Below are 23,734 nucleotides of genomic sequence, written 5' to 3'. Positions count from 1 at the left end.
GGAATTAATTTATCTTTATCCTTATCAAACTTAACCTGTCATCTTGAAACATTTAAATAAGATATTTTTAGTACCGCTTATCATCGTTTTTATTTGGGAGCTTATCCTGCTATGGCAACACAAACTGGAGCTTCGTTCAGGTAATTTTGAAATGCTGTTACTTCTTGGGGCAATCTTATTATTTAAACAACGCGGCCTTAATATCCTCATGGCAATATTGGGCATTTATTTATTGATTGATTCTGTGGGTAACGTGATAGTTGCCGAAAGATATCCATCTTTAAATATTCAGCTTACCTTCGTATCAAGCATAGTACTACTTGCTATGATATCTGTTAAACGGCACAAACAGCATATCTTATTTTTGCTAACGGCTGTTTACGCACTTTTTAACATCATCTATTTTGGAAGATACTGGTCGAGCCCTATCAAAACCGACTTTACATCCGGCATATATTTTTCAGATGAAATGTCTAAGAGTTTAAGGTTCTTTTTCCAAGTACTGCCATGCTACTATTATTTAATAGCAATTGTTGTAATAAGTATCGTCCTGATAAAAAATGCAATGGCTTACCCTAAGCAGCACTCCAAAAGCATTGATCAAGCGAAGATCTAATAAATAATCCTGCCCCCGTTATTTATCGCAACGTTGCGCGGCCGCCATTGCAGTAATAGAAAGGTCCATAGCTTTTTTTGCTTCTGGTTTCATTTTTTCTAATTCGGTAGCATCTAAAGCCTTTTTGCCGAATCCATAAGCCGTTAAGGCATTACTTTCAGATTGTGTACAATCGCATTGTACTGCGTAAGCCGATGCCTGTTGCACCTGTTCCATTCCTTTTTTTATAAATGGTTGCGCCGCTTCAATAGTTTTGGCTTTGTAGGCTTTCTTAAACTGTATCATTGCCATTTCGCTGTATGTAACAGCCATCATACAATTAGCAGGTGCGGATTTGTTAACAGATTTAAATGATGATATAGCGATAACCCCTATCGCAATTAATAGGCTAAAGAAAATGTATTGCTTTTTCATGTTGAGGTAATTTGTTATACAAGATAATCAATATTGATCGCATTGATTAATAAGTATTTAATTATTTCCGTTTCGTTGTTACATAAAATATTCCTGCCCATTGGTGCGTTATTTGCACGCATAAGGATATGATAAGGAGCCGGTTGGGTATTTTATTTTTTTTGATGGTGCTGATGGGTCTTGCAGGCTGCCGTTTGTTTAAATCGGTTGGCCGTAATCCCGATGGTGATGCGCTCGCCAAACTGCAGGCTTTGCCTAACTATAAGAACGGATCATTCGAAAACCTGGCCGAACAGGCCGATACTACCCGCAAACGTAGTTTCCTTTTTTTGCGTACGCATAAGCCCAAAACTGTAAGGCCATCAAAACCGCTGCCATGGGTTAAAACCGACCTGAATAAACTGGCTTCGCCGGCACCAACTGTGGTGTGGTTTGGGCATTCGTCGTTACTGATAAAAACCATGCAGGGCAATATTTTGATCGATCCGATTTTCAGCAACCACGCCGGGCCGGTGCCGGGGCTGATAAGGGCTTTCCCCGGCACGGGGCATTACCAGGCAGAGGATATGCCGCCGATAGATGTGCTCCTGATTTCGCACGACCATTATGACCATCTTGATTACCGCACTCTTAAACGTTTAAAAAACAAAATAAAGTTAGCCGTGGTGCCCATGGGTGTTGGCTCAAACCTTATCTACTGGGGTTTTGATCCCAAAAAGATCATTGAACTGAACTGGGACGAATGCACTACCCTGCCCAGCGGCTTGCAGATAACTGCCACACCCGCACAGCATAAAAGTAACCGCACCTACTCCAGCGAGAACAAAACGCTGTGGGCATCATACGTGATACAAACAGATGCTTATAAACTGTTTTACGGCGGCGATGGTGGCTATGGGCCACAATTTAAAAAGATAGGCGATACTTATGGCCCTTTTGATATAGCCTTTCTGGAAGCGGGCCAGTACAGCCCCAACTGGCCCTGGACTCACCTTTGGTTGGGTAAAGCGGCGGAAGCAGCCGTTGACCTAAAAGCCGGCATGCTGCAACCCATACACTGGGGTAAATTTGTAGAAGCTGCACACCCATGGAATGAAGCGATAGAAAAACTGGTACCCGCCGCGCAAAAGGCAAATATCCTACTCAACGTACCCAAAATTGGCGAACCCTACATGCTCGGCGATCCGCCAAAAACAGATGTTTGGTGGGATTTTAAGTAAGCCGCCAAACATCCGGCAGTAAATTATTTATGGCCGATGCTTAACAACTTCGTTAATTCATCCATAAAAGATACGCCCTTATTCTGGTTATACCATTGCTGTAAAGCTTCGGATATTACATCGTGGTCTGCATTTAAAGCTTTCAGATCGTTGTATATTTTTTGAGCAGCCTGCGGACGCGGGCCCCAAACAAAAACATCAGCACCTGTACTATCCCTTACAACAAATTTGGGGATACTTTTGGCAGTGCCGGTTAAATAGGAGTTGATCAGAAAAGGCTCGCTATCCCTTAACTGGATGTCGTAGCTTATCTTATCGTTCAATCCGGCCATCTTTATCATAAACGGAAGTGTATGCGCGGCATCGCCGCACCATGGTTCGGTGATGATGATCCATTGTTGAGGTTTCGTTAAATCACCAATGGCCCGCAACAGTTCTTCGCTCAAAACCAATTGCTTATCCCAACGGTTCATACGCGCTTTATTAAGTTTAACGTATTTCAGATACTCTGGATCGTTGTACGGATAAACGGGATCTTCGCTGTTAAGGATGGTATCAAAGATGCTTTGGTATTGCGCGTAGTTCATGATTGTGGTAATTACCGGTAATGCAAATTACGGTAACACGCATGATGTATACAATGCATTTAACACCTTGAAAATAGAAACAAATAAAAATTACTACTATGTATTGCATAATACTATTTAAAACATATATCTTTGCTATATAAATAACCTTATATCATGAAATCAAAAATTTTAAAAACACTCGTAGCTGCAGCATTTATAACTTTTGGAGCTACCCAAATTACATTCGCGCAATGCGATAAAACCGTTATGCTTACTTCATCAGAAACGTCATTTTTGGATGATAAAGGTGAGGTAACACGCACCAAAGCCGAGGACGTGAAAGTGACTATTACCCCTACTGATATTACCATTGAGCCGGGCGACGACCCGCAGATGAGCGGTAAGATCACTTCTAAAACCTGCGACTGGAAGGTGCCTTACAAAGAAGGCAAAACGGTAATAAAATCAACTATCTCCGGCCAGGGCGATGATAAGCATATCACCGTAACCATCGAGGGCAAAGGCGGCAAAGTAACCCTGCTATTTGAGGCCGAAGAAATGAAAGGCAAAAAGATACAGGTAGTTGCCGATAAATTTGAGTAAACCTTATTACTGATTGAGCAAACAAGCCCCGTGATGATCCGTCACGGGGCTTATTTTTTGCGGTTTATGGGTTTCGGCTAAGCATATCGCAGATTTGGATAAATGCGGCGCCTGGCATCTGTGCAACTTTGTATCAACAAAAAACATACAACCATGAAAGTATTTGTTACAGGAGCCACTGGCTTTATAGGAACTGCCATTGTGCAGGAGTTAATTAATGCAGGCCACCAGGTATTAGGCCTTGCCCGTTCAGATGCATCAGCCCAAAAACTGATAGCGGCAGGCGCCGAAGCCCACCACGGTGATCTGGAAGACCTGGAAAGCCTGCGCAGCGGGGCTGCCGCTGCAGACGGTGTTATACATGCCGGTTTTATACATGATTTTAGCCGGTTGGAAGAGATATGCCGCATAGATAAAACAGCCATTGAAACTATTGGCGATGTATTGGCCGGCAGCAATAAGCCATTTTTGGTAGCATCGGGCACGGCGCTGGCCAGCCCTGGCAAATTGGTTACCGAGGATGTAAAACCGCCGGTAAGCCCAACATGGCCACGTGCCTCAGAACAAACAGCCGATGAGGTTGCAAAAAAAGGTGTAAGCGCGGCAGCTGTGCGTTTATCACCATCAGTACATGGCGATGATGATAAACATGGCTTTATCCCCATATTGGTTAACATAGCCCGCGAAAAAGGTGTATCAGCCTATATTGGCGACGGGCAAAACAGATGGAACGCCGTGCACCGTCTGGATGCCGTAAAAGTTTTCCGCCTTGCATTAGAAAATACCGAACCTGAAGCACGCTACCACGCTGCCGCCGAAGAAGGCATTACCGTAAAAGCGATTGCAGAGGCTATTGGTAAAGAATTGAACCTTCCCGTAGTTTCTGTAGCGCCCGAAGCTGCTGCAGAACATTTTGGCTGGTTTGCCTACATGGCCGGTATCGATTGCCCTGCATCAAGCGAATGGACGCAGAAAACACTGGGCTGGGAACCTACTCACAGCACCCTGTTACAGGATATTGCTAACGGCATTTATACTAAATAACCTGTCATGAAAATTATTGTAACCGGTTCTTTAGGTAACATAAGCCTGCCGTTAACGCAACAATTAGTAGCCGATGGCCATCAGGTAACCGTAGTAAGCAGCAATGCTGACAAGCAGTCGGCAATAAAAGAATTAGGCGCCAGCGCGGCTATCGGCTCTATGGCTGATGCTGCTTTCCTTACCGATACTTTTGCAGGTGCAGATGCGGTTTATGCCATGATCCCCCTCAGCTTTACCGAACCCGACCTTGGCGCGTACATGCACAACACCACGCAGAATTATATAACAGCCATTAAGGCTTCCGGAGTAAAGCGCGTGGTGCTGCTAAGCGGTTGGGCAGCCGATCTGGTGAAGGACGAGAATATTGAACATTTGTTTGATGGGTTGAATACATCGCTCACCATTATGCGCCCTGCGGCTTTCTATACCAACTTTTATCAGTCGATAGATTTGATAAAGGGCAAGGGGTTGATGGGAAAGTTCCTGGCCTTGCGTTACCTGGGTCTGGGGGCATTGCTTAGCGGCAAAACCGGCCTGCTGATGGGTAACTATGGCGGTGATGATCGTATTGTATTTGTATCGCCAAAAGATATTGCCGATGCCGTTGCGGAAGAGTTGGTTTTGCAACCCCGCGAAAAGAACATCCGCTACGTAGGCAGCGAGGAGATGGCCTGCAACGAGGCGGCGCGCATTATTGGTGCGGCAGTGGGTAAACCTTGGTTAAAATGGGTGCGCCTTTCTGATAAGGACATGCTGCAAGGTTTGAGGATGGCCAAAGTGCCCGAAAAGCTGGCCGAAACATTGATAGAGATGGGTGCCGCCATGCACAGCGGCAAAACGCTGCAGAATTTCCATAAGGCAAAACCCAAAATGGGTAAGGTAAAACTGGCAGATTTTGCAAAGGAGTTTGCCTCAGTTTATCAGCAGAAATAACGACCTTTAATTATTAAGCGATGAATAACCAGCAGTTACACCGTTTTCATTCCATTACCGAATATCACCGCGCGGCAGGTCTGCCTGCACCGGCACATCCGCTTATCAGCTTAGTACGCATGCAGGATGTTACCCGCCCGCTGGCCGATGGTGCGTTCAGTATCATCTATGATTTTTACTCGGTATCGATGAAAAAGGTAAAGAACGCCACCTTTAAATACGGGCAACAACCCAGCGATTTTGACGAGGGCGTACTGTTCTTCATGTCGCCGGGGCAGGTTTTAAGTATCGAGATAGATAAAAACGCCGACCACAAGCGCGATGGCTGGATGCTGCTGATAGATCCCGATCTGCTTTGGAACACCCCACTGGCTAAGAATATTAAACAATATGAGTTTTTTGGTTACTCGGTATATGAGGCGCTTTACCTGTCTGATAAGGAGAAAACCATGCTTACGGCCATCACCGAAAACATTGAGCAGGAATACAACGCCAATATTGACCGTTTTAGCCAAAGCGTGATCATCGCCCAGCTGGAGCTGCTGCTTACCTATTCGGAAAGATTTTACCAGCGGCAGTTCATCACCCGTAAAATTACCAGCCACGAAATACTCACCAAACTGGAAGACCTGCTTGATGATTATTTTAACAGCGGTGCCCTTGCGCAAAAAGGCCTGCCCAGCGTAACGTGGATAGCAGAGAGCCTTAATATCTCACCGGGCTATCTGAGCGGTCTGCTTAAATCGCTTACCGGTCAAAACACCCAGCAGCATTTGCACAATAAACTGATTGATCTGGCAAAAGAAAAATTATCAACCACCAGCCTTACCGTTAGCGAGATAGCTTATGAGCTGGGGTTTGAGCACCTGCAATCGTTCAGTAAGTTGTTTAAAACCAAAACCAGTTTCTCGCCTATGGAGTTCAGGCACTCGTTCAATTAAAATCCGGAAAAGCTTTAAGTCGCAAAAGATTTAACTAACAGAAAGACCGTCTTATTAAAAAGGGCTTCGGCTATTAATGCCGAAGCCCTTTTATTTTACAAGTTTGCTGGTAGCCCCCTGTCACCGGTCATTACTTCAAAAGTCATTATTGCTACGCTGCCCAACATGAGCAAGTGCGTGCAGATGAATATCGCTAACATGGGCTTACTTTAAAAAGAAATCGAGCAGATCTTTTTGAACCTGAGGGGTATTTTCCTGCACCACCCAATGCCCCGAATTTTTGATGATGGATTCGGTAACATTATCTGCAACAAGGCGGGTATGTGCGGCCAGGAAAGCACCGGCAAAATGATCAGAACCCATGGCTAAAACAGGCATGGTTAGTTTGTTTTTTGCAAACGCAACATTGTCTTTCGCATCCTGGTCAAAATAACCAAACCAGTGGAACGCCCCCGTAGTAGCACCCGGAACGGAGTATGCGCGGATAAACTCTTTACGTTCTGCCGCAGTAAATGCATTTTTTTGGAAACCAACCACCGGCCAAAAATCGGTTAAGAACAAACCTACTTTGCCAGCTACCAATTCGCCTGCATGCGGCTGCGCAAAAAAACCAAACCACCATGCCTGGGCCTTCACCTGGCTCCATACGGGTTCAATGCCAGGCAGCAGGGCATCCATCAAAGCCAGCTTTTTAACCTCTGCGGGATATTGTGCAGCGTAGGCATAAGCTACCATAAGGCCAATATCATGGCCGGCAACGTTTACGTGCTTATAGCCCAGCTTTTGCATCAGCTCGTGCATATCAACCGCCATGTTCTTCTTATCATATCCCGCAGTAGTTTTTTGAGATTCGCCAACGCCGCGCATATCCGGTGCTATCACGGTAAAATGTTTAGAAAGCTCGGGCAGCAGGCGGTTCCACATGTACCAGTTTTGCCCAAAGCCGTGTATTAGTAATAATGGTTCGCCCTTGCCGCCTATTACATAGTGCAGTTTTACACCGTGCACCGTGGCGTATTGATGTTTAAAATTAGAAGGGGGATTTGCCGGTGAAGTTGCCGCATAAAGATTCCCGATAAAAGCTGCTAAAAGCAGCGTAATTAATAGTCGTTTTGTTTTCATGTTAGTTTATTGTTTAAGCATTAATAGTTAGTTCTTTTTGTTGGTACTGATGTCTTTATAGGCATTGGGCAGGTTAAAATTGTAGTGCAGCCAGTTAAACAGTACGTAGCCTTTATCAAAGTCTTTCATCTTTACCACCTCTTTGGTTTGCTCAAGCGTGAGGCCTTTGTTAACTGCTGCCTGCACCTGGTCTTTTAGTGCATCTACATAATCAATAGTGTATTTTATGCCGGCCTTGTTAGTGATGCGCCCGTGGCCGGGGATAACAATGGCATCATCGGGCAAAAAGTCATATACCTTTTTAAGGTTGGCTGCAGGCTCCAGAAAAAAGCCATCAAACAACCACGGTATAGCCGGGCTTTCGGCAATGAACGGATTACCCGCCCAAAAAACCTTTTGATTAGGCATCCACACAAACAGATCGGCCATGGATTGTGCAGGCGAGATGTTCAGCAACTCTACCAGTTTGCCCCTGCCCATATCTATCTGCAGTTTGCCGTTTTGGGGGATAGCAATATCTGCAGGGCGATAAACTGTGTTCTCGATACCTCTGCCGCTGCCAAAAAGTGTCACCATAAATTGCTTTATGCCTTCGTAATTTTTGGCAAGGTTATCTTTAGCAAATTGGTTTTGGACAATAACGGCTGATGCAGGCAACAGGTAATTACTAAAGCAGTGGTCGCCATGGTCGCTGGTGTTTACGGCGTAGATGATGGGCTTATCCGTTACTGAGCGAATGAGTTTCAATTCCTGATCGTAAAGGCGTTTGGTCATCATCACCTCTATCAGCAGCACACCTTTATCGCCGATAATAAAGCCACCCGTAGTGGCTTGCGGGATACCTTTGGTGGTTTCAACTTCAGCCGTTGCGGGGATGATCGCATAGACGTCGTTGCTGATCTTCTTAAGGCCAAGCGTTACCTTGTTAGCATCCCATATTGGTACCACAGGCGGCATCGGCATCTGCGCAAACGCTGGTGTGCAAAGGTAAAGTAATAGCAAACCCTGGCTTGCGAGTAGTGAATAAAGCTTTTTCATTTTTTAAAGGTTTCTGTAGGGTTAGTTGTTATTTCTGATAGCCGCCAAAGTAGTTTACCGGCGACCATGCAGGTATGGCAGCAGCAATTGGCGGGCATTGCGCGGCATAAGGCCCGGCGGCATAAACTATCTTGCCATTCACGATGGTCATCAGGGATGTGATCTGTTTTACGTTTTCAGGAGAGGTAGTGAAATAGTCATCTGAGAGGATCACCATATCGGCATACATACCTTTTTGCAGTTTGCCTTTCAAATCCTGCTCGCCCGAGCACCATGCACTGCCGCCGGTATAAAGCCCAAGGGCAGTAAACTTATCCAGCACCTGGTCTTTGGGCCAAAATTGCATACCGCCAATGGTTTGGCCGGTTAACAGCCAGTGCAGCGCCATCCAGGGGTTATAGGTTGATATACGCGGCGCATCAGTACCCATTCCCACTGGAATGCCCATGGCCAGCATTTTTTTAATGGGTGGCAATTGCGTTTTGGGTTGCCCATACATTTTGGTATAAAGCTCGCCCTGGTAGTACATCCTGAACTGTACTGCCACGCCGCCGCCCAACGCCTTAACGCGGGCCAGTTCAGCATCGGTAATGGTTTCCGCGTGGTCAAAGAACCAGCGCAGGCCGTTAAAGGGAGTGTCTTTATTTACTTTTTCAAAAACGTTCAGCATCCGGTCGATTGATTCGCCGTAGGTGGCATGCAGGCGAAACGGCCAGCGGTTTTTCACCAGCAAACGGATGATGGGTTCCAGATCGCTTTCCATCTCTGGCGGCAGCACAATACGCGGTTCCAGGAAATTCTCAAAATCGGCACCGGTGGCAATTAGGTTTTCGCCTGCACCTTCCATGGCATAGCCGTTAGCCATCAGGATATGATCGTTTTTATTGGGATGTGTTTGCGAGATCCATTTCTCATAATCGGCCAGTTCTTTTCCCTTTTGCTGGGCAAACAGATAGTAGGCAGTGCGCACTGTCAGTTTCCCGGCTTTGGCCAGGGCGAGTGAGGCCTGGTAATCGGCATCGTAGTTTTGCGAACCGCCCGCAGCATCAACCACGCTGGTAATGCCAAAGCTGTTTATCTCGCGGTAAAAATGCTCCGAGCTGTTTATCCTTTCTTCGGGCGTTAACTTACCCGTGAGGGCCAGTGTGCGGTAAATGGCCATCGGTGTTTCTTTGGCGTATAAAAGGCCGGTAGGTTTACCGTCTTTATCCAGTTCTATCAGGCTGCCGGGGTAATCGGTATTCTTATCATAACCCAAAACCTCTATGCCTTTTTGGTTCAGAAAAGCCTTGCCGTACAGGTAAGTGATGTACACAGGCTTATCGGGCACGGCAGCGTTGATCTCGTCTATAGTCGGCTGGCGCTTTTCCTCAAACTGAAACTCGTTCCAGCCGCCTACTACTTTTACCCAGGCGCCGGGCGGTGTTCGGGCCGCCTGCTCTTTTAGCATTTCCATGGCCCGCTTTAAAGTTTTCACGCCATCCCAGCGCAGCTCCATATTAAAGTTAAGCCCTTCGCGAATGGCGTGCATGTGGCTGTCATTTAAACCGGGGATAACCGTTTTACCTGCTGCATCAACCAATTGGGTACTTGCATTTTTATACGTTTTAAGAATATCTCGCGAATTGCCCGTAGCCAGTATCAATCCTTTCTGCATGGCAATGGCCTGCTTAAACTCGCCGGGTTTGGTCATGGTGGCAATTTTGCCATTGTAAATGATCATGTCAGCTTTTTGCTGTGCAGATGCCGGGCCGCTCATCAGCAAAAGCATAAGGCCTAAGCCCCTCTTTATCAGGTTATAGTTTTTCATGTGTTTTGATGTAGGGTACTACTGTTTTAAGATCCAATCTTGTATATACTCAGCAATTTCTTCCCAACCGGGCTGGCCGAGCACAAAGTGATTGCGCCCCGCAAACTCACGATATGTAGTTACGGATGCTGTATGGCTGTATTTTTTATAATTGCTGTAATTAAGCGAGGCGGGAATAAAGCGGTCTGTACTGCCCGATATGAATAGCAAAGGCTCATGCGGGCGCTCAAAGTCTATTTTGGCTGCATCGGTAGTAGCATCGCGCACTACCAGTTTTGACTCGGGCACTAAGAGGTTATAATAGCCATCCTTCTGCGCTTCGTAAGGCATTCCGTTGGTAAAAGCGTACTGCCACTCGGGGAACGACATGAGGTAGGTTTTGTGGGCATCAGTAAAAAAGCCAAGCGCTTTCCAGCCTGCTTTATAAAAGGAGAATTTAAACGTAAAAATGCCTTTGGGCTGCAGCGAATGAATAGCTATACCAGCAAATGCCTGCCCTTTTTGTACCAGTAATTGCGTGACGAGCCCGCCCATGGAATGGCCTACCAGGATCGGCTTCTCGGGCAAGGCTGCTACTATTGCCGAGAAATAGCTGGTTAAGTTTGCCAAACGCTGATTGGTCACATCCGCATCAGGGTGCCTTTGGCGAAGCGTGCAGGCGGGCGCATCTTTATGAGGCCATGCGGGGGCGAGTGTGGTGTAGCCCAAATTCTCAAAATAGGTCCGCCAGTCGTTCCAACAATCGCTGCTTACAAAGGCGCCGGTAATAAAAACAATGGTTTTGGGGATTGATGCTTTCATGGTTGAGGGATTAATTGATGACAGGATTTACAGTAAGACCACCATCCACCACTATCTCGGTACCGGTAATAAAGGATGAATTTTTACCGGCAAGGAAAACCGCGAGCTGGGCAATTTCCTCGGCCTGGGCAAAGCGCTTCAATAATATCTTATCGCTTAAAACTTTGCTGAACGATGCAATCTGCTCTGCATCCATACCCAGTTTGCCGTACACCGGTGTTTCTACCGGCCCCGGCGAAATACAGTTTACGCGGATCTGCCTTGGTGCAAGCTCTGTAGCCAACACCCTGCTCAGAGCTATCAACGCTGCTTTGCTGGCTGCGTAAATGCCCGAGTTTGGCATACCCAAAGTGGCGTTAACTGATGTATTGAAGATGATAGAACCGCCATCATTTACTATAGGCAGCAGTTTTTTCAGGGTGAACAACACGCCCTTTACGTTGATGTCCATTATTTCATCATAGTGCTGCTCTGTAATTTGCTCAAACGGCGAGAAGGTAGCTATGCCGGCATTAAGGAAAACAGCATCGAGTTTTATGTTCTCCGCATTTAATAAGGTTACCAAACCATCAAGAGTTTGCAGATTGGCCTGGTCGGCTATCAGGCCGGTTACACCGAGTTCGGTTGCGGCTTTATTTACGGTTTCCGGGTTTCGGCCGGTGATAATAACTGATGCGCCTTCCTGCTTAAATTTTTTGGCTGCTGCGTAGCCTATGCCGCTGTTGCCGCCGGTAATTAATGTGGTTAATTGCTTAAGGGTTTCCATGTTGTTTGCTTGTTTGGAAACAGCACTTACAACAGCAGCGCCAAAACAATAATCAACTATAAATCAATATATTAAATTAAAAAAACAGCTTATTTTTTGCTGTATTTCGTTGAAAGGAACTAAGCGGGCAACGACATGCAGTTGTTAAGTGGCAGTATACCGTTGATAATGAGCAGGCCACGGCAATTGGTATCGGTATCGATAGTATGGATGTATTTATAGGTATAAGTTGAGCAATCGAGCACGCAATCTATCAGGCGGATATTCACCGTATTAATGGCGAAGCATTCGCTTGTTTGCAGGCATTGGATGTTTTGTCTTTCCACGAGCCTGAAATCTTCTGTATAGCCTATCTTGTGCAGGCTTATCACCCGCCGGGTTAGGCAAGTATTGAATGCGCGTTGTTCTGTCTGTATCATGTTGATGGCATTTTTGCCGGTAATGGCAAGCCTTATTCCAAGCGATAAAACAGCGATAACAACACTTTTTGGAATAACACACAACGCTATTTCGCCAAACAACCCGGCAAACTGCGAAATGCAGGGGTTAAATGCACTAACGGGCGTATAATCAACTGTAAAACAACACAATGTAAACAAGGCACAGGCATTGGTTAGCAAGCCTTATAAATCAAAGCCTTGCATAACCGTGAAACATTTACTCACCTTTATTAGCCTACTGGGTTGCAGCACCTGCCTTGCCCAGAACGCTCCTTTTAAATCATTACGATACGACGAAAATTACAGCTACCTGGGCCGCGATACAGCTGCCGACTGGTATAGCCGCCTCAAGTTTAATCCGCTATCAAAAGATAAAACCGTTTACCTGAGTTTTGGCGGCGAAGTACGTTACCAGTATTTCCATTTCACAAACCAGGATTGGGGCGAAGCACCTGTAGATAAAGATGGCTTTATACTAAGCCGCTTCCTGGGGCATGTTGACCTGCACGTTGGTAAACACTTCCGCACGTTTGTGCAACTGCAAAGCAGCCTGGCAGATGGCGAAGCCGAAACACCATCGCCGGTTGACCAAAACCCACTTGAGCTACACCAGGCTTTTATGGATTATGCCTTCTATACAAAACCAGAAGGTTCACTTACCTTTAGGCTGGGCCGCCAGGAGCTCTCTTATGGCTCGCAACGCCTTGTTGCTGTGCGTGAGGCACCAAATAACCGGCAATCGTTTGATGGGGCGAAACTGATGTATGGCCGCAAACAACTTAAGCTTGATCTGTTCTACTCTTACTATGTACCGGCTAAACCCAATATTTTTGATGATGCTGTAAACAAAGGCACCAAATTTTGGGGTGCTTACGCGGTGATAAACAAAGTGCCGTTATTGCAAAATATAGATGTTTACTATTTGGGGATAAACAAAAGAACAGCTGTGTTTGATGACGGCAAAGGTGTAGAAACCCGCCACTCAATCGGCGCAAGGGTTTGGGCCAATGCGCCGGCCTTGCAGTATGATATTGAAGGGCTTTACCAGTTTGGTGATTTTGCCGGTGGCGATATCTCTGCATGGACTTTATCTGCTAACATATCTTACGGATTTGAACAAACAAAACTTAAACCACGCATAGGCTTTAAAACAGAAGCCATCAGCGGCGACAGGAGTAAAGGCGATGGCAGGTTAAATACGTTTAACCCGCTATTTCCTAAAGGTGCATACTTTGGTTTAGCTGCGCTAATAGGCCCTTATAACTTGCTGGATATGCACCCATACCTGGAACTTAGCATCAGCAAAAGGCTATTATTAAGTGCCGATTATGACCTGTTTTGGCGCATGAACAAAAATGACGGGCTTTATGCTGTTAACGGCAGGTTACTGTACTCATCAAAAGATGGTGCAGCCAAAAAGATAGGCGGCCAGTTGGGTGGTGAACTTAATTATTCGCCCAGTAAATATCTTTCGCTAAGGCAGGAAGTTACCTGGTTTGTAGCCGGAGATTATTTGAAACAAGCCGGGCCGGGCAAAAACATATTGATGACCGGTACTACCGTTACACTCAAATTTTAGCAGCAGGTTACACCCTATAATCTTTACGAATACCCAGTTTCTTCATTTTTGAGTTGAGGGTTGTTGGCGGCAGGTTCAACAAGCTTGCCGCTCCCCCCTCTCCCCATATTTTACCGTTACACTTCTTTAAAGCAGCAAGGATATGGGCACGTTCGCCATCGCGCATGGTGATGGCACTGGTATCTGCGGCCACATTTACAACTACAGGCTCTGGCTGAGTTGGAAGGGCCATGCTGCTAATCATGTCATCGCGGGTAAGCAGTACGTTGCGTTCTATAAGGTTCTCCAGCTCGCGGATGTTGCCTGGCCAGTGGTATTCCATCATACTATCCAGTACACCTTGGGTTATTCCTCTTATATTTTTACCGGTTTTGCGGGTGTAGATCTTTAAAAAGTGTGCAGCGAGGTCGGCAAGATCCTCTTTCCTATCGCGCAAGGGTGGCATATTTATCGGAAATACGTTGATTCGGTAAAACAGATCAAGGCGAAAATGCCCTTCTGCCACTTCCTTATCCAGATCACGGTTAGTGGCGGCAATAATGCGCACATCGGTTTTAATGGTACTGCGGCCGCCTATGCGCTCAATCTCTTTCTCCTGTAACACGCGCAGCAATTTAGATTGCGATTCGCGCGGCAACTCTCCTATCTCATCCAGAAAAATGGTACCCGTATGCGCCTGTTCAAACTTACCTGTCTTGCGTTCGTATGCTCCTGTAAACGCCCCTTTCTCGTGCCCAAATAACTCCGAATCTATCAGCGTAGCGGGTAATGCAGCACAATTGATACGGATAAAAGGCTTATCTTTCCTTGCCGATAACGCGTGTATGCGCTCGGCTATCTTCTCTTTGCCGGTGCCGCTCTCGCCCAATATCAGCACCGAACAATCTGACGGGGAAACCTGCGCAACGTGGTCAAAAACGGTAAGTAGTAAATGGCTGTTGCCGATAATACCATTGAATAGGTTGGAACTGTGACTGGCAGAAACTTCGTGATGAACGGAATAATTACCTGTTTCTACAAACAAGGGGTTGTTTGGCAACCGTTGCAGGCTTTCCATAAAAGCGCTTAAAGGCTGCCGCAAATGGTTACATTGTACTAAATGTGCTGCGTCATAAGCATCGGGGCGGCGGCTGTAAAAGTTTAAATAATATACCTTGCCTGCGCCTGTTTTTACCGGAAAACTGAGATGCGACCTTAAACCATATACATCGGCCAGCAATTTTTTAAACAGCTCAGACCTTACAAGGCGGTTAAACTCCTGTTCATCGTACCAGGTAGCTATAGGGTTTGGTTTCTCCACACTCTTTAATCCGGCCAGTTCATGTTGCTTTAAATTGGTAACCACCATTAACTCTGCCGGGCCAATAAGTTGGTATTCGTCAAAACCTATTCGCGAAAAACAGATCTCGTAAAAATTATCATCCTCTTGCTGCTGCCCGCCAACAGACAAAAACTCAAACGGGATATAAGGCTGCAGCGCCTTGCCCATTTGCAGCAATTTATGCTCGCAATTTTCTGCCGAGCTTAAAATTTCTGCGGCTTTCTTTTGTAGCAAAGCGTTCTGCCGTTCGCCCTGTTCCAATTGGTTCTCGTGCCTGTAAATGGCAATATCAAGCGCCACAAGCACATCTTTTTCCCTGAAAGGTTTTACCACAAACCCATAGGGGTTAGTCACCTTTGCATCTTCTAACACCTTTTGGTTTGAGTTGGCTGATATGTAAATGAACGGGATATTCATTTGCCCAAGGCGTTGCGCAAGGTCAATACCGGTTAGTTTTCCCTTTAAATAAATATCAAGCAGGATAAAATCTGGCTTAAATTCGGTTATCATACCAAGGGCCTCGCCTACACTATCGGCAATACCACAAACCTTATAGCCCGCGGTTTCAAGTATATTACTTAAAACATCGGCGATAATAAATTCATCTTCAACTATAAGTATGGTTTTACTCATGAACAACTGTGATAAAATTAAATATGAAGATACGCAAACAAGTAATTTACCGCATATCAAATATCGCTCCTCATTACATTTTTAGAAAGATTACGGGCTTTACACAACCACAACAACGATATGTAATTGCCCAACAACGATATATCGCTGCAATTACACTACCCCTTAACCCACAAATAATGCACAATACACTGTAAATAAAATAATTATACACTATATTAACTTACGGCATAATATTTAAACACCGTATTAGGCTAAGGCAACTATAGTTTTACAAACAGGTTAAATTAAATTAGCTTAGGCATACTTTATTAAACTGTACAATTTTGAAATACGTAGGTTGCCTGTTCATTATTTTTGTAAGCCTGGTAACAAAAGCCCAAGTGCAACGAACCGACGCTGCATACCTCAACACCCTAACCAGGAGGTTGCAAAACCAAACAACCGATACCGGGCGCATTTCTGCTTACATGGAACTGGCTAAATATCACAACAGCAGGTTTTTTGCTGATCAGGATACAAATAACATTAATAATGCAATACAATCCCTTAAAAGCGCCATTAGTATTGCGGGCCGCATAAAAGATCAAAAGCGCCAATATGAAGGCGTGCGGTTAATAGCCAACAATTACATCAACAAAGGCGATACAGTAAGTTCTTACAAATATTTTTCGGAAGCTTTAAAGTATTATACCGCCGGGGTCGATCATAAAAAATTGGTTTCGGTATATATGAGCTTTGCCAGTGCGGCCAGTCGTTCAGATTTTTATCCTATAAGTATCCTGTATCTTCAAAAAGCCCTTGCTGCTGCGCAGCAATACCGGCTTCAGCAATTAGTGCCCACTATACAAATTGCTATTGTAATGGCAACATGGAGAAACGGACAAGGTAACGATGCTGTAAAAGAAGCCCATGCGCTTATTGCAAAATACCAGTCAAAGCCTGTTAACTTATCGGTGTTATACGACTTTTTAGCGGGCGATTATCGCTACAAAGGCGACCTGAAAAAGGCGCTTGCTTATGGCTTATTATCTGTTGATGATATTGAAAAATACCGCGATACTCTTAATGGCCACAATACCTACGGGGAAGTAGGTTTGATATACGAGGCCTTAGGAAAAACCGAAGAAAGTATTATTTATTTAAGAAAATCACTTGCCGCGCGGGAGAAGATGGTAATTAAAGAGATATACCGCTACAGAACACTTGGCTTTATTATAAAAGGACTGATAAAACTGGGCCGCTTTAATGAAGCACTGCAAGAAACAACTGCTTATGAGCTAAAACATCCACCCCAAACAAATGATGGCAGGGTTTTTTGTACGCAAAATAAAGCTTACTGTTATGAGGCTCTTAAAGACTATGCTAAAGCCGAAAAAGCTTATAAAAAAGTGATTGAAACCATTGGTATACGGCCAAGAGATGGTGAAGTGGTTGCTTTGGCCTATTATGATATTAGCAGCTTTTACATTAAAACCGGAAAATATGAGCGTGCACTGCTGTATCTCTCAAAAATCAGAGCGAGATCTTCTTTAGATAACAATAAAAATATTGAGCAGCTTTATTATAAGATAGATTCTGCAATGGGAAAATACCAGTCTGCTTTAACTCATTTTGGCAATTATCAAAGGCAAAAGGACTCACTGCTAAACGCATCAAAGCTTAGGGAAATATCTGAGATGCAGTTGAAATACGAAACAGCCCAGCGCGAGAATGATATTGCCCTGCTAAAAAAAGATGCCCAACTACAACGCGACCAACTTAAACAGGCCGGCCATACCCGTAACCTTACTTTTGCAGGCGTTATTTTCTTGCTGGTAAGCATAGGGTTATTGTATAACAGTTATCGCATCAACATCAAAAAAACCCGCGAAATTGATGAGAAGAACATCTCTCTAAACGCCCTTATAGAGGAAAAAGAATGGCTGATGAAAGAGATCCATCACCGGGTAAAAAACAACCTGCAGATAGTGATGGGGCTTTTGCAGCGCCAATCGTCATATATCGATAATGCAGCAGCCTTGAAAGCGATAAAAAACAGTGAGTACCGCATTCATGCTATAGCCCTTATTCACCAAAAACTCTATCAGTCTGATGATCTTACACTGATAAATATGCAGGAGTATATTGAAGAATTATTAACTCACCTTAAGGAAACCTCTGATGCCGAAAGCAGAATAATATTTATTAAAAACATTGAAGAAATATACCTGCATGTTGCCCAGGCGGTACCGCTTGGCCTGATTATTAATGAAGCCGTAACCAACGCTATTAAATATGCTTACCCTGATAACGGGCACGGCAATATCCGGATAGTGTTTAAGCAATTAAACGACGATCAAACCCGGTTACTGATCGAAGACGAAGGCATTGGTATAACGGAAAATGCCAACAGTAAATCAATGGGTATGAATTTGATGAAAGGACTAACCAAACAACTCGGCGGCAAACTCGAGCTGCTGGCCACCGGAGGGGTAACCATTGGCATAACTTTTAAAAACAACCAAACAGAGCCACCTGTGTAAAAGCGGGTGATCATGGCAACCTCGTAAGGTTTTTGCAAACGGGCTTGCTAAGGCAAACATGTTGCAATGGTGTTGTTTGTTATTTTATCACCTCGCTAACCAGTATTACAGGTGTTATATTGGTATAATTAGGAAAATCGGCACGTATAGCATCCAGGTGAGGCTTTATAGCCGATTGATATTCGCTCAAACTTTTTACGTAGAATGTGCCAATTGCAGCAAAAGGCAGCGGCTGGCCCGGCATACCTGCCGAAAGCCCTTTATCGATGGTATACTTTTGCAGATTGGTGCCTAAATATGCGGCAACCATAGGCATGTGCTTGGTTTGGTAATACGTCATGTTAAAAGTTTTACCTTCTGCGTATGGGTACATCACAGAGATCTTGATCAACCCTTTCTCCGCCTCAATAGCTTTGGGGGTTTGTGCAAACGCCGCGCAATAAGATACTACAAGGGTCAAAAACAATATCAGCTTAGCTTTCATAATGATAATATATTGTTAGCCAATTTAATACTTTTAGCTGATAACGTGATAGTTATATTTTGGCTGATTAACGAAACGTCTGTAATCTGCACCAAAGCTCTTAAAACAATAAAGCCTCAAGACTTCCGACTTGAGGCTTTATACTTTATTCTGTGATCCCATTTGGATTCGAACCAAAGACCTACAGATTAGAAATCTGTTGCTCTATCCAGCTGAGCTATAGGACCATCGCCAAAAACATTAGAAGCAAAGATTGCTTAACTGCGTTTTCGCGGTGCAAATATGCAAAAACTGGTTGAATTTGGCAAGAATTATTCGGGCCGGGGGTAATTTATTTATGCCCGTCGAAAAACGTTTTTATTAGTTTTACTGCTTCGCTCTTACTGTTTTCTGGCAAATTGAGTTTAGCCGGTTGTACATAAGCTTCTATTTTTGAGAACTCCTCGTCTGATATGGTTTTGAATGCCATGGCCCAATCACCAAATGCACGCTCTTCTATTTCCTCTTCGGCAAGTTTTATAACGGCGGTATGGCGTTGATCTTTTTCAATGTTCCTGAAAAGCTGCGTAATATGTTCGCTGCTACCTTCAATAACCTGCATAAAAACGCCTTTGTAGTATAACAGCAGGCCGGTTACATCATATTTTTTATTGCTGGTTTGGCTCTGAATTAGCAAGTCTTTCAGATCTTCATCGGTCAGCAAATCAACCGCAGCACTTATGTAAACTATAGATAGCATAAATTAAATAGCATCAAACATCAGCATTTAGGGGTTGCCAAAATTATACATTGACAGCGGCAATAAGAAAAAAGACTTATCCCCTGTGGTTGTAAACAAAGTTTAACTTAACAATACAATGAGGTTTTGGTTTACAGAAAGGTGGGATACGCTATATAGCGGGAGCATTCGGTAAATAATAACATGAAGATACTGATCTTAAAAAAACAGTGCAAATAAATTATTGTTAAAATAATGTATATTATTGCAACCGATATAAACCCGCTTTGCATGGCGGAAAAGCGCTGCAACTCTGATTTTTATTAGCATCGAAAATTATTAATATCCGTTAATAAGACAGGTATTTTAAGGCATAAAATAATGCCTTAAAAGCTAAAAAAAGAAAAGTTTATTCGCTGTGTATCAGAATTTTAGTTTTTTAAATAATTTAGTGTTTTATTTACAATAAGTTAATCATACTTTTAGCCAATTTTAAAAACTTATTTTATGATCATAATTGCTGACGGTGGCTCAACCAAAACCAATTGGTGTTTAGTTACCGAAGATGGTAAAAAGGTGTATTTCAATACCGAAGGGTATAATCCTTACTTCTCAAACACAGAATATATTATTCAGTCTTTAAAAGAAAGCCTGCCTACCGACCTTAACAAAGAAGAAATTACCGAAGTTAATTACTATGGCGCTGGTTGCTCAACACCAGAGATGCGCAAGATTGTTGAAGATGCCATGCAAGTGGTTTTCGAAAAATCTAAAGTGTACATAGGCCACGATCTGCTTGCTGCTGCACGCGCATTGCTTGGCAATAACGAAGGTTTTGCCGCCATCCTTGGTACAGGTACCAATACCTGCCTTTACAATGGCCGCGAAATTACCCACAACATTGATTCTGGTGCTTACATACTTGGTGATGAAGGCAGCGGTTGCTACATAGGTAAAAAATTATTAACAGATTACCTGCGTGGTTACATGCCAGAGGCTGTTCGTAAAATTTTCTGGGAAGAATTTAAACTTACACCAGATGATATTAACGAGATTGTTTACACCCAGCCACGCGCTAATCGTTTCTGCGCAAGCTTCAGCAAGTTTGTGTATGATAACAATGTAAACATCGAGTACTCACGTAACCTGGTACGTACCTCGTTTGAAGATTTCTTCAAAAACCTGGTTACCCATTACCCTGATTTCCAAAAATATACTTTTAACTGTATAGGTTCAGTAGGTTACAACTTCCGCAATGTGCTTGAAGAGGTTTGTGTTGAAAACGGCATGACCGTAGGCAACATCATCCGCTCGCCTATAGATAACCTGGTGAAATACCACCTTGAAGCTGCTGCTGCTAAAGCATAGTTTGAAGAGATTCAAGAGACGAGAATCAAGATAAAATAAAAGCCGCACGTTGATCAACGTGCGGCTTTTTTATGATTTTAATGTTTGTTTTTGTCTTGGTTCTTGACTCTGATATCTTGATTCTATCCCCTAACTATCCAGGTTTAACTCGTTCTGGAATATCTTGGTGTATTTGCGGCGATCAAATTTATAGAGTTTGGCGGCACGGTATGATACACCTTTTTGTTTCTCGTCAAGCTCTTTCAGGAAACCATAGCTCAGCATCTTTTTGCGGAAGTTGCGTTTATCCAGTTTCTTGTTCAGCACTGCTTCATAAAGCGACTGCAATTGGGTAAGTGTAAATTTCTCGGGCAATAACTCAAATGCTATTGGCTGATAGTTTAACCGGCGGCGCAGCTTGTTAAAGCCTGTCTGGAATATCTCGGTATGGTCAAAAGCCAGTTTAGGCAATTCGTTTACCGGGTGCCAAAAAGCACTTTTGGCGTACTGCGTTACCGGTTTTAATTCTTTTTGGCCGTTGATGCGGATCAATGCATAATAAGCAACAGTAATAACGCGCCCTTGCGGGTGGCGGTTTACTTCACCAAATGTATGAAACTGCTGCATGTGCAGATCACGAAGTCCGGTTAATTCATAAAGGATACGTTCGGCAGCGTTGTCAATACTCTCGTCCTGTTCCACAATATATCCGGGCAATGCAAGCCAGTCTTTATACGGCTCCTCATTACGCTCAATAAGCAATATTTTCAACTCCCCCGCTTCAAATCCAAATATGACACAGTCAATGGAGAAAACGGAGTTAAATGTAGGTAACTTAACTTCCAAGGTTGGCTATTTTTAGGTTTATTGGTCTAAGATAATTGTTAAATCTTATTGTAAAAATAAAAAATAAATTTAATGGTGTAAATCTGACACACTATATTCGCACTGACAATTTACTTGAGTTAAGAGAAGATGCAGAAAATTTCTAAGATCGCAGTCCTTACATCAGGTGGTGATGCCCCCGGCATGAATCCATGCATAAGGGCTGTTGTACGTACCGCTATTTATAATGGCTTGCACGTAGCCGGCGTTCGCCAGGGCTACCAGGGGCTTATCGACAATAATATGTACGATATGGACCCACGCTCGGTTAGTAATATCCTTAACCTGGGCGGTACTATCCTTAAAACCGCAAGATGCTTACCATTCCGTACTGATGAAGGTATGGAAACCGCATATAAAAACCTTAAAGCTAACGGAATAGACGGCCTTGTTGTAATAGGCGGCGACGGTACTTTTACAGGCGCCCTGCGTTTCTCAAAAAAGTATCCTGATATTTCGGTTATCGGTGTACCGGGTACTATTGATAACGACCTTTACGGATCTACCTACACCCTGGGTTTTGATACCGCCACCAATACCGTTATTGAGGCTATTGATAAAATTCGCGATACGGCTGATGCGCATGACCGCCTTTTCTTTATTGAAGTAATGGGCCGCGACTCGGGCGCTATTGCGCTGCGCGCAGGTATATCATGCGGAGCCGAAGCTATTTTACTACCCGAGCGCGATACGGCTATTGAGCACCTGATAGAGAACCTTAAAGCAGGCCAGTACAATAAAAAATCATCAAGTATCGTAATAGTAGCTGAAGGCGACAAACGCGGCGCTTATGACCTTGCCGAAGAAGTTAGAAAACAGATTAAGTTTTACGACATAAAAGTTACTATCTTAGGCCACTTGCAACGCGGCGGCAGTCCTTCAGCTTTTGACAGGATACTGGGCAGCCGCCTTGGTTTTGCTGCCGTAAATGCCCTTATAAAAGGCGAAACACAAAAAATGGTTGGTTTGGAGGCTAACCATATTAAACTAACCGACCTCGAAGAGGCCTTAACCCAACATCAGTTTAAACTGGAAGATGATCTGATGGAAATGTCAGATATACTATCGATATAAATGATTGCAGTTGTATATAGTGGATCTAACAATGCCGGCTGGCGATTAGCCGATAAAACAAGAACTGTTGCATCGTTCAATACGGCCGCTATAAATCCCTATTTCAGCGATGAGAAATACATCATACAACTGTTCAACAAAAATATCAACCTTATCCACCACGCCGAGGAGATAAAACGCATTTATTTCTATGGCGCGGGGTCATCAACACCAGAGCTGCAGAAGATAGTCCACAATGCTTTTTCGGCCTTTTTTAAGTTTGCCAAAATAAGCGTTGGGCACGATATTGAAGGCGCTGCCATAGCCTGCTGCCGCAATATGCCGGGCATTATCAGTATCTGCGGAAGCGGAAGTAATGCTGCCTGGTACGATGGCAAAAAGGTAAAACCAAACAATTACGGCCTGGGTTATATTTTAGCCGACGAGGGATCGGGCAACTGGCTTGGCCGACAGCTGATAAAAGGTTTTATGAACGAGACCCTGCCGGCCAACCTTAAAAAGAAATTTGTACAGCGTTACGATGCCGACAGGAAAACTTTGCTGGAGAAGGTTTATCGCCAAAAACAACCGGCATTGTTCCTGAGCTCGTTCAGCGATTTCTTTTTAGAGAATAAGCAGGATGCTTATGTGCGCACGCTGGCTATAGCCGGTTTTACAAAACTGATACAAACTTATATCATACCTTTGCAGCGCCAACACCCCGATGCACCTATACACTTTGCAGGTATACTGGCATCAAGCATGCAGGAGTACTTACATGAAGCAGCCGAAGGTTGCAACATTAAGATAAACGATATTATTAAAGAGCCTATAAACCACTTATTAACGTACTATACAAGTAAAAATTAAAA

General features: G+C 44.1%; 23 protein-coding genes and 1 tRNA gene. 11 read left to right on the top strand and 13 right to left on the bottom strand.

The genetic code is table 11. From position 1 onward, the window contains the following. Positions 1–43: 43 nt before the first annotated feature. Positions 44–616, top strand: coding sequence for a hypothetical protein (locus D0C36_RS17245; protein WP_117392912.1), 573 nt, complete (start codon positions 44–46; stop codon positions 614–616). Between the two features lie 18 nt (positions 617–634). Here D0C36_RS17245 and D0C36_RS17240 read toward each other — a convergent pair whose 3' ends face one another. Next, a complete protein-coding gene (locus tag D0C36_RS17240; RefSeq protein WP_117392911.1) occupies positions 635–1,030 on the bottom strand; it encodes a hypothetical protein in 396 nt (131 codons plus the stop codon). A gap of 128 nt (positions 1,031–1,158) precedes the next feature. On the opposite strand from D0C36_RS17240, the gene D0C36_RS17235 reads away from it, so the two are divergent. Further along, positions 1,159–2,250, top strand: coding sequence for an MBL fold metallo-hydrolase (locus D0C36_RS17235; RefSeq protein WP_117392910.1), 1,092 nt, complete (start codon positions 1,159–1,161; stop codon positions 2,248–2,250). Between the two features lie 23 nt (positions 2,251–2,273). On the opposite strand, the gene D0C36_RS17230 is transcribed toward D0C36_RS17235, so the two are convergent. After that, entirely contained in the window at positions 2,274–2,837 is a 564-nt protein-coding gene (locus D0C36_RS17230) for a thioredoxin family protein (protein ID WP_117392909.1), read from the bottom strand. 156 nt (positions 2,838–2,993) lie between these two features. Here D0C36_RS17230 and D0C36_RS17225 point away from each other — a divergent pair, with 156 nt between their 5' ends. The 4 genes from D0C36_RS17225 (at position 2,994) to D0C36_RS17210 (ending at position 6,340) form a co-directional block, all read left to right on the top strand. Then, positions 2,994–3,422 carry a hypothetical protein gene (locus D0C36_RS17225; RefSeq protein ID WP_117392908.1) on the top strand — a complete coding sequence of 143 codons (429 nt, stop codon included), beginning with the start codon at positions 2,994–2,996 and terminating at the stop codon, positions 3,420–3,422. 153 nt (positions 3,423–3,575) lie between these two features. Continuing rightward, positions 3,576–4,466, top strand: a complete 891-nt coding sequence (locus D0C36_RS17220; RefSeq protein ID WP_117393599.1) for an SDR family oxidoreductase — start codon at positions 3,576–3,578, stop codon at positions 4,464–4,466. Between the two features lie 6 nt (positions 4,467–4,472). Continuing rightward, the gene (locus D0C36_RS17215; protein ID WP_117392907.1) at positions 4,473–5,399 is read left to right on the top strand and encodes an NAD(P)H-binding protein; all 927 of its coding nucleotides are present in this window, start codon (positions 4,473–4,475) and stop codon (positions 5,397–5,399) included. A 20-nt stretch (positions 5,400–5,419) separates the two neighbouring features. Next, positions 5,420–6,340 (top strand): helix-turn-helix domain-containing protein, encoded by a 921-nt coding sequence (locus D0C36_RS17210; RefSeq protein WP_117392906.1) that lies wholly within the window; start codon positions 5,420–5,422, stop codon positions 6,338–6,340. Positions 6,341–6,544: 204 nt separating this feature from the next. Here D0C36_RS17210 and D0C36_RS17205 read toward each other — a convergent pair whose 3' ends face one another. From D0C36_RS17205 to D0C36_RS17180, 6 genes are all read right to left on the bottom strand, one after another. After that, a complete protein-coding gene (locus D0C36_RS17205) occupies positions 6,545–7,462 on the bottom strand; it encodes an alpha/beta fold hydrolase (RefSeq protein ID WP_117392905.1) in 918 nt (305 codons plus the stop codon). A gap of 27 nt (positions 7,463–7,489) precedes the next feature. Then, positions 7,490–8,500, bottom strand: a complete 1,011-nt coding sequence (locus D0C36_RS17200; protein WP_147322030.1) for an MBL fold metallo-hydrolase — start codon at positions 8,498–8,500, stop codon at positions 7,490–7,492. 28 nt (positions 8,501–8,528) lie between these two features. Beyond that, a complete protein-coding gene (locus D0C36_RS17195) occupies positions 8,529–10,310 on the bottom strand; it encodes an amidohydrolase (RefSeq protein WP_199502053.1) in 1,782 nt (593 codons plus the stop codon). Between the two features lie 18 nt (positions 10,311–10,328). After that, positions 10,329–11,111: an alpha/beta hydrolase gene (locus D0C36_RS17190; RefSeq protein WP_117392903.1), complete on the bottom strand. Its 783-nt coding sequence runs from the start codon at positions 11,109–11,111 to the stop codon at positions 10,329–10,331. A gap of 10 nt (positions 11,112–11,121) precedes the next feature. Further along, positions 11,122–11,877 (bottom strand): SDR family oxidoreductase, encoded by a 756-nt coding sequence (locus tag D0C36_RS17185; protein ID WP_117392902.1) that lies wholly within the window; start codon positions 11,875–11,877, stop codon positions 11,122–11,124. A 119-nt stretch (positions 11,878–11,996) separates the two neighbouring features. Then, positions 11,997–12,476 (bottom strand): hypothetical protein, encoded by a 480-nt coding sequence (locus D0C36_RS17180; RefSeq protein ID WP_147322029.1) that lies wholly within the window; start codon positions 12,474–12,476, stop codon positions 11,997–11,999. A gap of 49 nt (positions 12,477–12,525) precedes the next feature. Here D0C36_RS17180 and D0C36_RS17175 point away from each other — a divergent pair, with 49 nt between their 5' ends. Then, the gene (locus D0C36_RS17175) at positions 12,526–13,896 is read left to right on the top strand and encodes an alginate export family protein (protein ID WP_117393597.1); all 1,371 of its coding nucleotides are present in this window, start codon (positions 12,526–12,528) and stop codon (positions 13,894–13,896) included. A 7-nt stretch (positions 13,897–13,903) separates the two neighbouring features. Here D0C36_RS17175 and D0C36_RS17170 read toward each other — a convergent pair whose 3' ends face one another. Next, on the bottom strand, positions 13,904–15,850 hold the full coding sequence (locus D0C36_RS17170) for a sigma 54-interacting response regulator (RefSeq protein WP_117392900.1): 1,947 nt from the start codon (positions 15,848–15,850) through the stop codon (positions 13,904–13,906). A gap of 326 nt (positions 15,851–16,176) precedes the next feature. Here D0C36_RS17170 and D0C36_RS17165 point away from each other — a divergent pair, with 326 nt between their 5' ends. Beyond that, the gene (locus D0C36_RS17165) at positions 16,177–18,375 is read left to right on the top strand and encodes a tetratricopeptide repeat-containing sensor histidine kinase (RefSeq protein ID WP_117392899.1); all 2,199 of its coding nucleotides are present in this window, start codon (positions 16,177–16,179) and stop codon (positions 18,373–18,375) included. 79 nt (positions 18,376–18,454) lie between these two features. Here the strand turns inward: D0C36_RS17165 and D0C36_RS17160 are convergent, their stop codons facing one another. From D0C36_RS17160 to D0C36_RS17150, 3 genes are all read right to left on the bottom strand, one after another. Continuing rightward, positions 18,455–18,859, bottom strand: a complete 405-nt coding sequence (locus tag D0C36_RS17160; protein ID WP_117392898.1) for an EthD family reductase — start codon at positions 18,857–18,859, stop codon at positions 18,455–18,457. A gap of 153 nt (positions 18,860–19,012) precedes the next feature. Beyond that, positions 19,013–19,086: transfer RNA gene (locus tag D0C36_RS17155), tRNA-Arg, on the bottom strand. Positions 19,087–19,190: 104 nt separating this feature from the next. Continuing rightward, on the bottom strand, positions 19,191–19,598 hold the full coding sequence (locus D0C36_RS17150; RefSeq protein ID WP_117392897.1) for a BLUF domain-containing protein: 408 nt from the start codon (positions 19,596–19,598) through the stop codon (positions 19,191–19,193). A gap of 486 nt (positions 19,599–20,084) precedes the next feature. Between D0C36_RS17150 and D0C36_RS17145 the strand changes: the two genes are divergently transcribed. Further along, positions 20,085–20,945, top strand: coding sequence for an N-acetylglucosamine kinase (locus D0C36_RS17145; RefSeq protein WP_117392896.1), 861 nt, complete (start codon positions 20,085–20,087; stop codon positions 20,943–20,945). 129 nt (positions 20,946–21,074) lie between these two features. Here the strand turns inward: D0C36_RS17145 and D0C36_RS17140 are convergent, their stop codons facing one another. Further along, the gene (locus tag D0C36_RS17140) at positions 21,075–21,770 is read right to left on the bottom strand and encodes an NUDIX hydrolase (protein WP_117392895.1); all 696 of its coding nucleotides are present in this window, start codon (positions 21,768–21,770) and stop codon (positions 21,075–21,077) included. A 129-nt stretch (positions 21,771–21,899) separates the two neighbouring features. Here D0C36_RS17140 and pfkA point away from each other — a divergent pair, with 129 nt between their 5' ends. Together pfkA and D0C36_RS17130 are read left to right on the top strand one after the other, a co-directional pair. After that, positions 21,900–22,883: a 6-phosphofructokinase gene (gene pfkA, locus D0C36_RS17135; protein WP_117392894.1), complete on the top strand. Its 984-nt coding sequence runs from the start codon at positions 21,900–21,902 to the stop codon at positions 22,881–22,883. After that, complete coding sequence (locus D0C36_RS17130) at positions 22,884–23,732, top strand: hypothetical protein (RefSeq protein WP_117392893.1); 849 nt, start codon at positions 22,884–22,886, stop codon at positions 23,730–23,732. The last annotated feature ends 2 nt before the right edge of the window (positions 23,733–23,734 follow it).

It is taken from the genome of Mucilaginibacter conchicola, from assembly GCF_003432115.1.
Lineage (GTDB): Bacteria > Bacteroidota > Bacteroidia > Sphingobacteriales > Sphingobacteriaceae > Mucilaginibacter > Mucilaginibacter conchicola.
This window is presented reverse-complemented; position numbering and strand designations above follow the sequence as displayed.

Coding starts and splice junctions, on each gene's coding strand:
- D0C36_RS17240 (WP_117392911.1), bottom strand. CDS start 1,030: ATGAAAAAGCAATACATTTTCTTTAGCCTATTAATTGCGATAGGGGTT.
- D0C36_RS17235 (WP_117392910.1), top strand. CDS start 1,159: ATGATAAGGAGCCGGTTGGGTATTTTATTTTTTTTGATGGTGCTGATG.
- D0C36_RS17230 (WP_117392909.1), bottom strand. CDS start 2,837: ATGAACTACGCGCAATACCAAAGCATCTTTGATACCATCCTTAACAGC.
- D0C36_RS17225 (WP_117392908.1), top strand. CDS start 2,994: ATGAAATCAAAAATTTTAAAAACACTCGTAGCTGCAGCATTTATAACT.
- D0C36_RS17220 (WP_117393599.1), top strand. CDS start 3,576: ATGAAAGTATTTGTTACAGGAGCCACTGGCTTTATAGGAACTGCCATT.
- D0C36_RS17215 (WP_117392907.1), top strand. CDS start 4,473: ATGAAAATTATTGTAACCGGTTCTTTAGGTAACATAAGCCTGCCGTTA.
- D0C36_RS17210 (WP_117392906.1), top strand. CDS start 5,420: ATGAATAACCAGCAGTTACACCGTTTTCATTCCATTACCGAATATCAC.
- D0C36_RS17205 (WP_117392905.1), bottom strand. CDS start 7,462: ATGAAAACAAAACGACTATTAATTACGCTGCTTTTAGCAGCTTTTATC.
- D0C36_RS17200 (WP_147322030.1), bottom strand. CDS start 8,500: ATGAAAAAGCTTTATTCACTACTCGCAAGCCAGGGTTTGCTATTACTT.
- D0C36_RS17195 (WP_199502053.1), bottom strand. CDS start 10,310: ATGAAAAACTATAACCTGATAAAGAGGGGCTTAGGCCTTATGCTTTTG.
- D0C36_RS17190 (WP_117392903.1), bottom strand. CDS start 11,111: ATGAAAGCATCAATCCCCAAAACCATTGTTTTTATTACCGGCGCCTTT.
- D0C36_RS17185 (WP_117392902.1), bottom strand. CDS start 11,877: ATGGAAACCCTTAAGCAATTAACCACATTAATTACCGGCGGCAACAGC.
- D0C36_RS17170 (WP_117392900.1), bottom strand. CDS start 15,850: ATGAGTAAAACCATACTTATAGTTGAAGATGAATTTATTATCGCCGAT.
- D0C36_RS17160 (WP_117392898.1), bottom strand. CDS start 18,859: ATGAAAGCTAAGCTGATATTGTTTTTGACCCTTGTAGTATCTTATTGC.
- D0C36_RS17150 (WP_117392897.1), bottom strand. CDS start 19,598: ATGCTATCTATAGTTTACATAAGTGCTGCGGTTGATTTGCTGACCGAT.
- D0C36_RS17145 (WP_117392896.1), top strand. CDS start 20,085: ATGATCATAATTGCTGACGGTGGCTCAACCAAAACCAATTGGTGTTTA.
- pfkA (WP_117392894.1), top strand. CDS start 21,900: ATGCAGAAAATTTCTAAGATCGCAGTCCTTACATCAGGTGGTGATGCC.
- D0C36_RS17130 (WP_117392893.1), top strand. CDS start 22,884: ATGATTGCAGTTGTATATAGTGGATCTAACAATGCCGGCTGGCGATTA.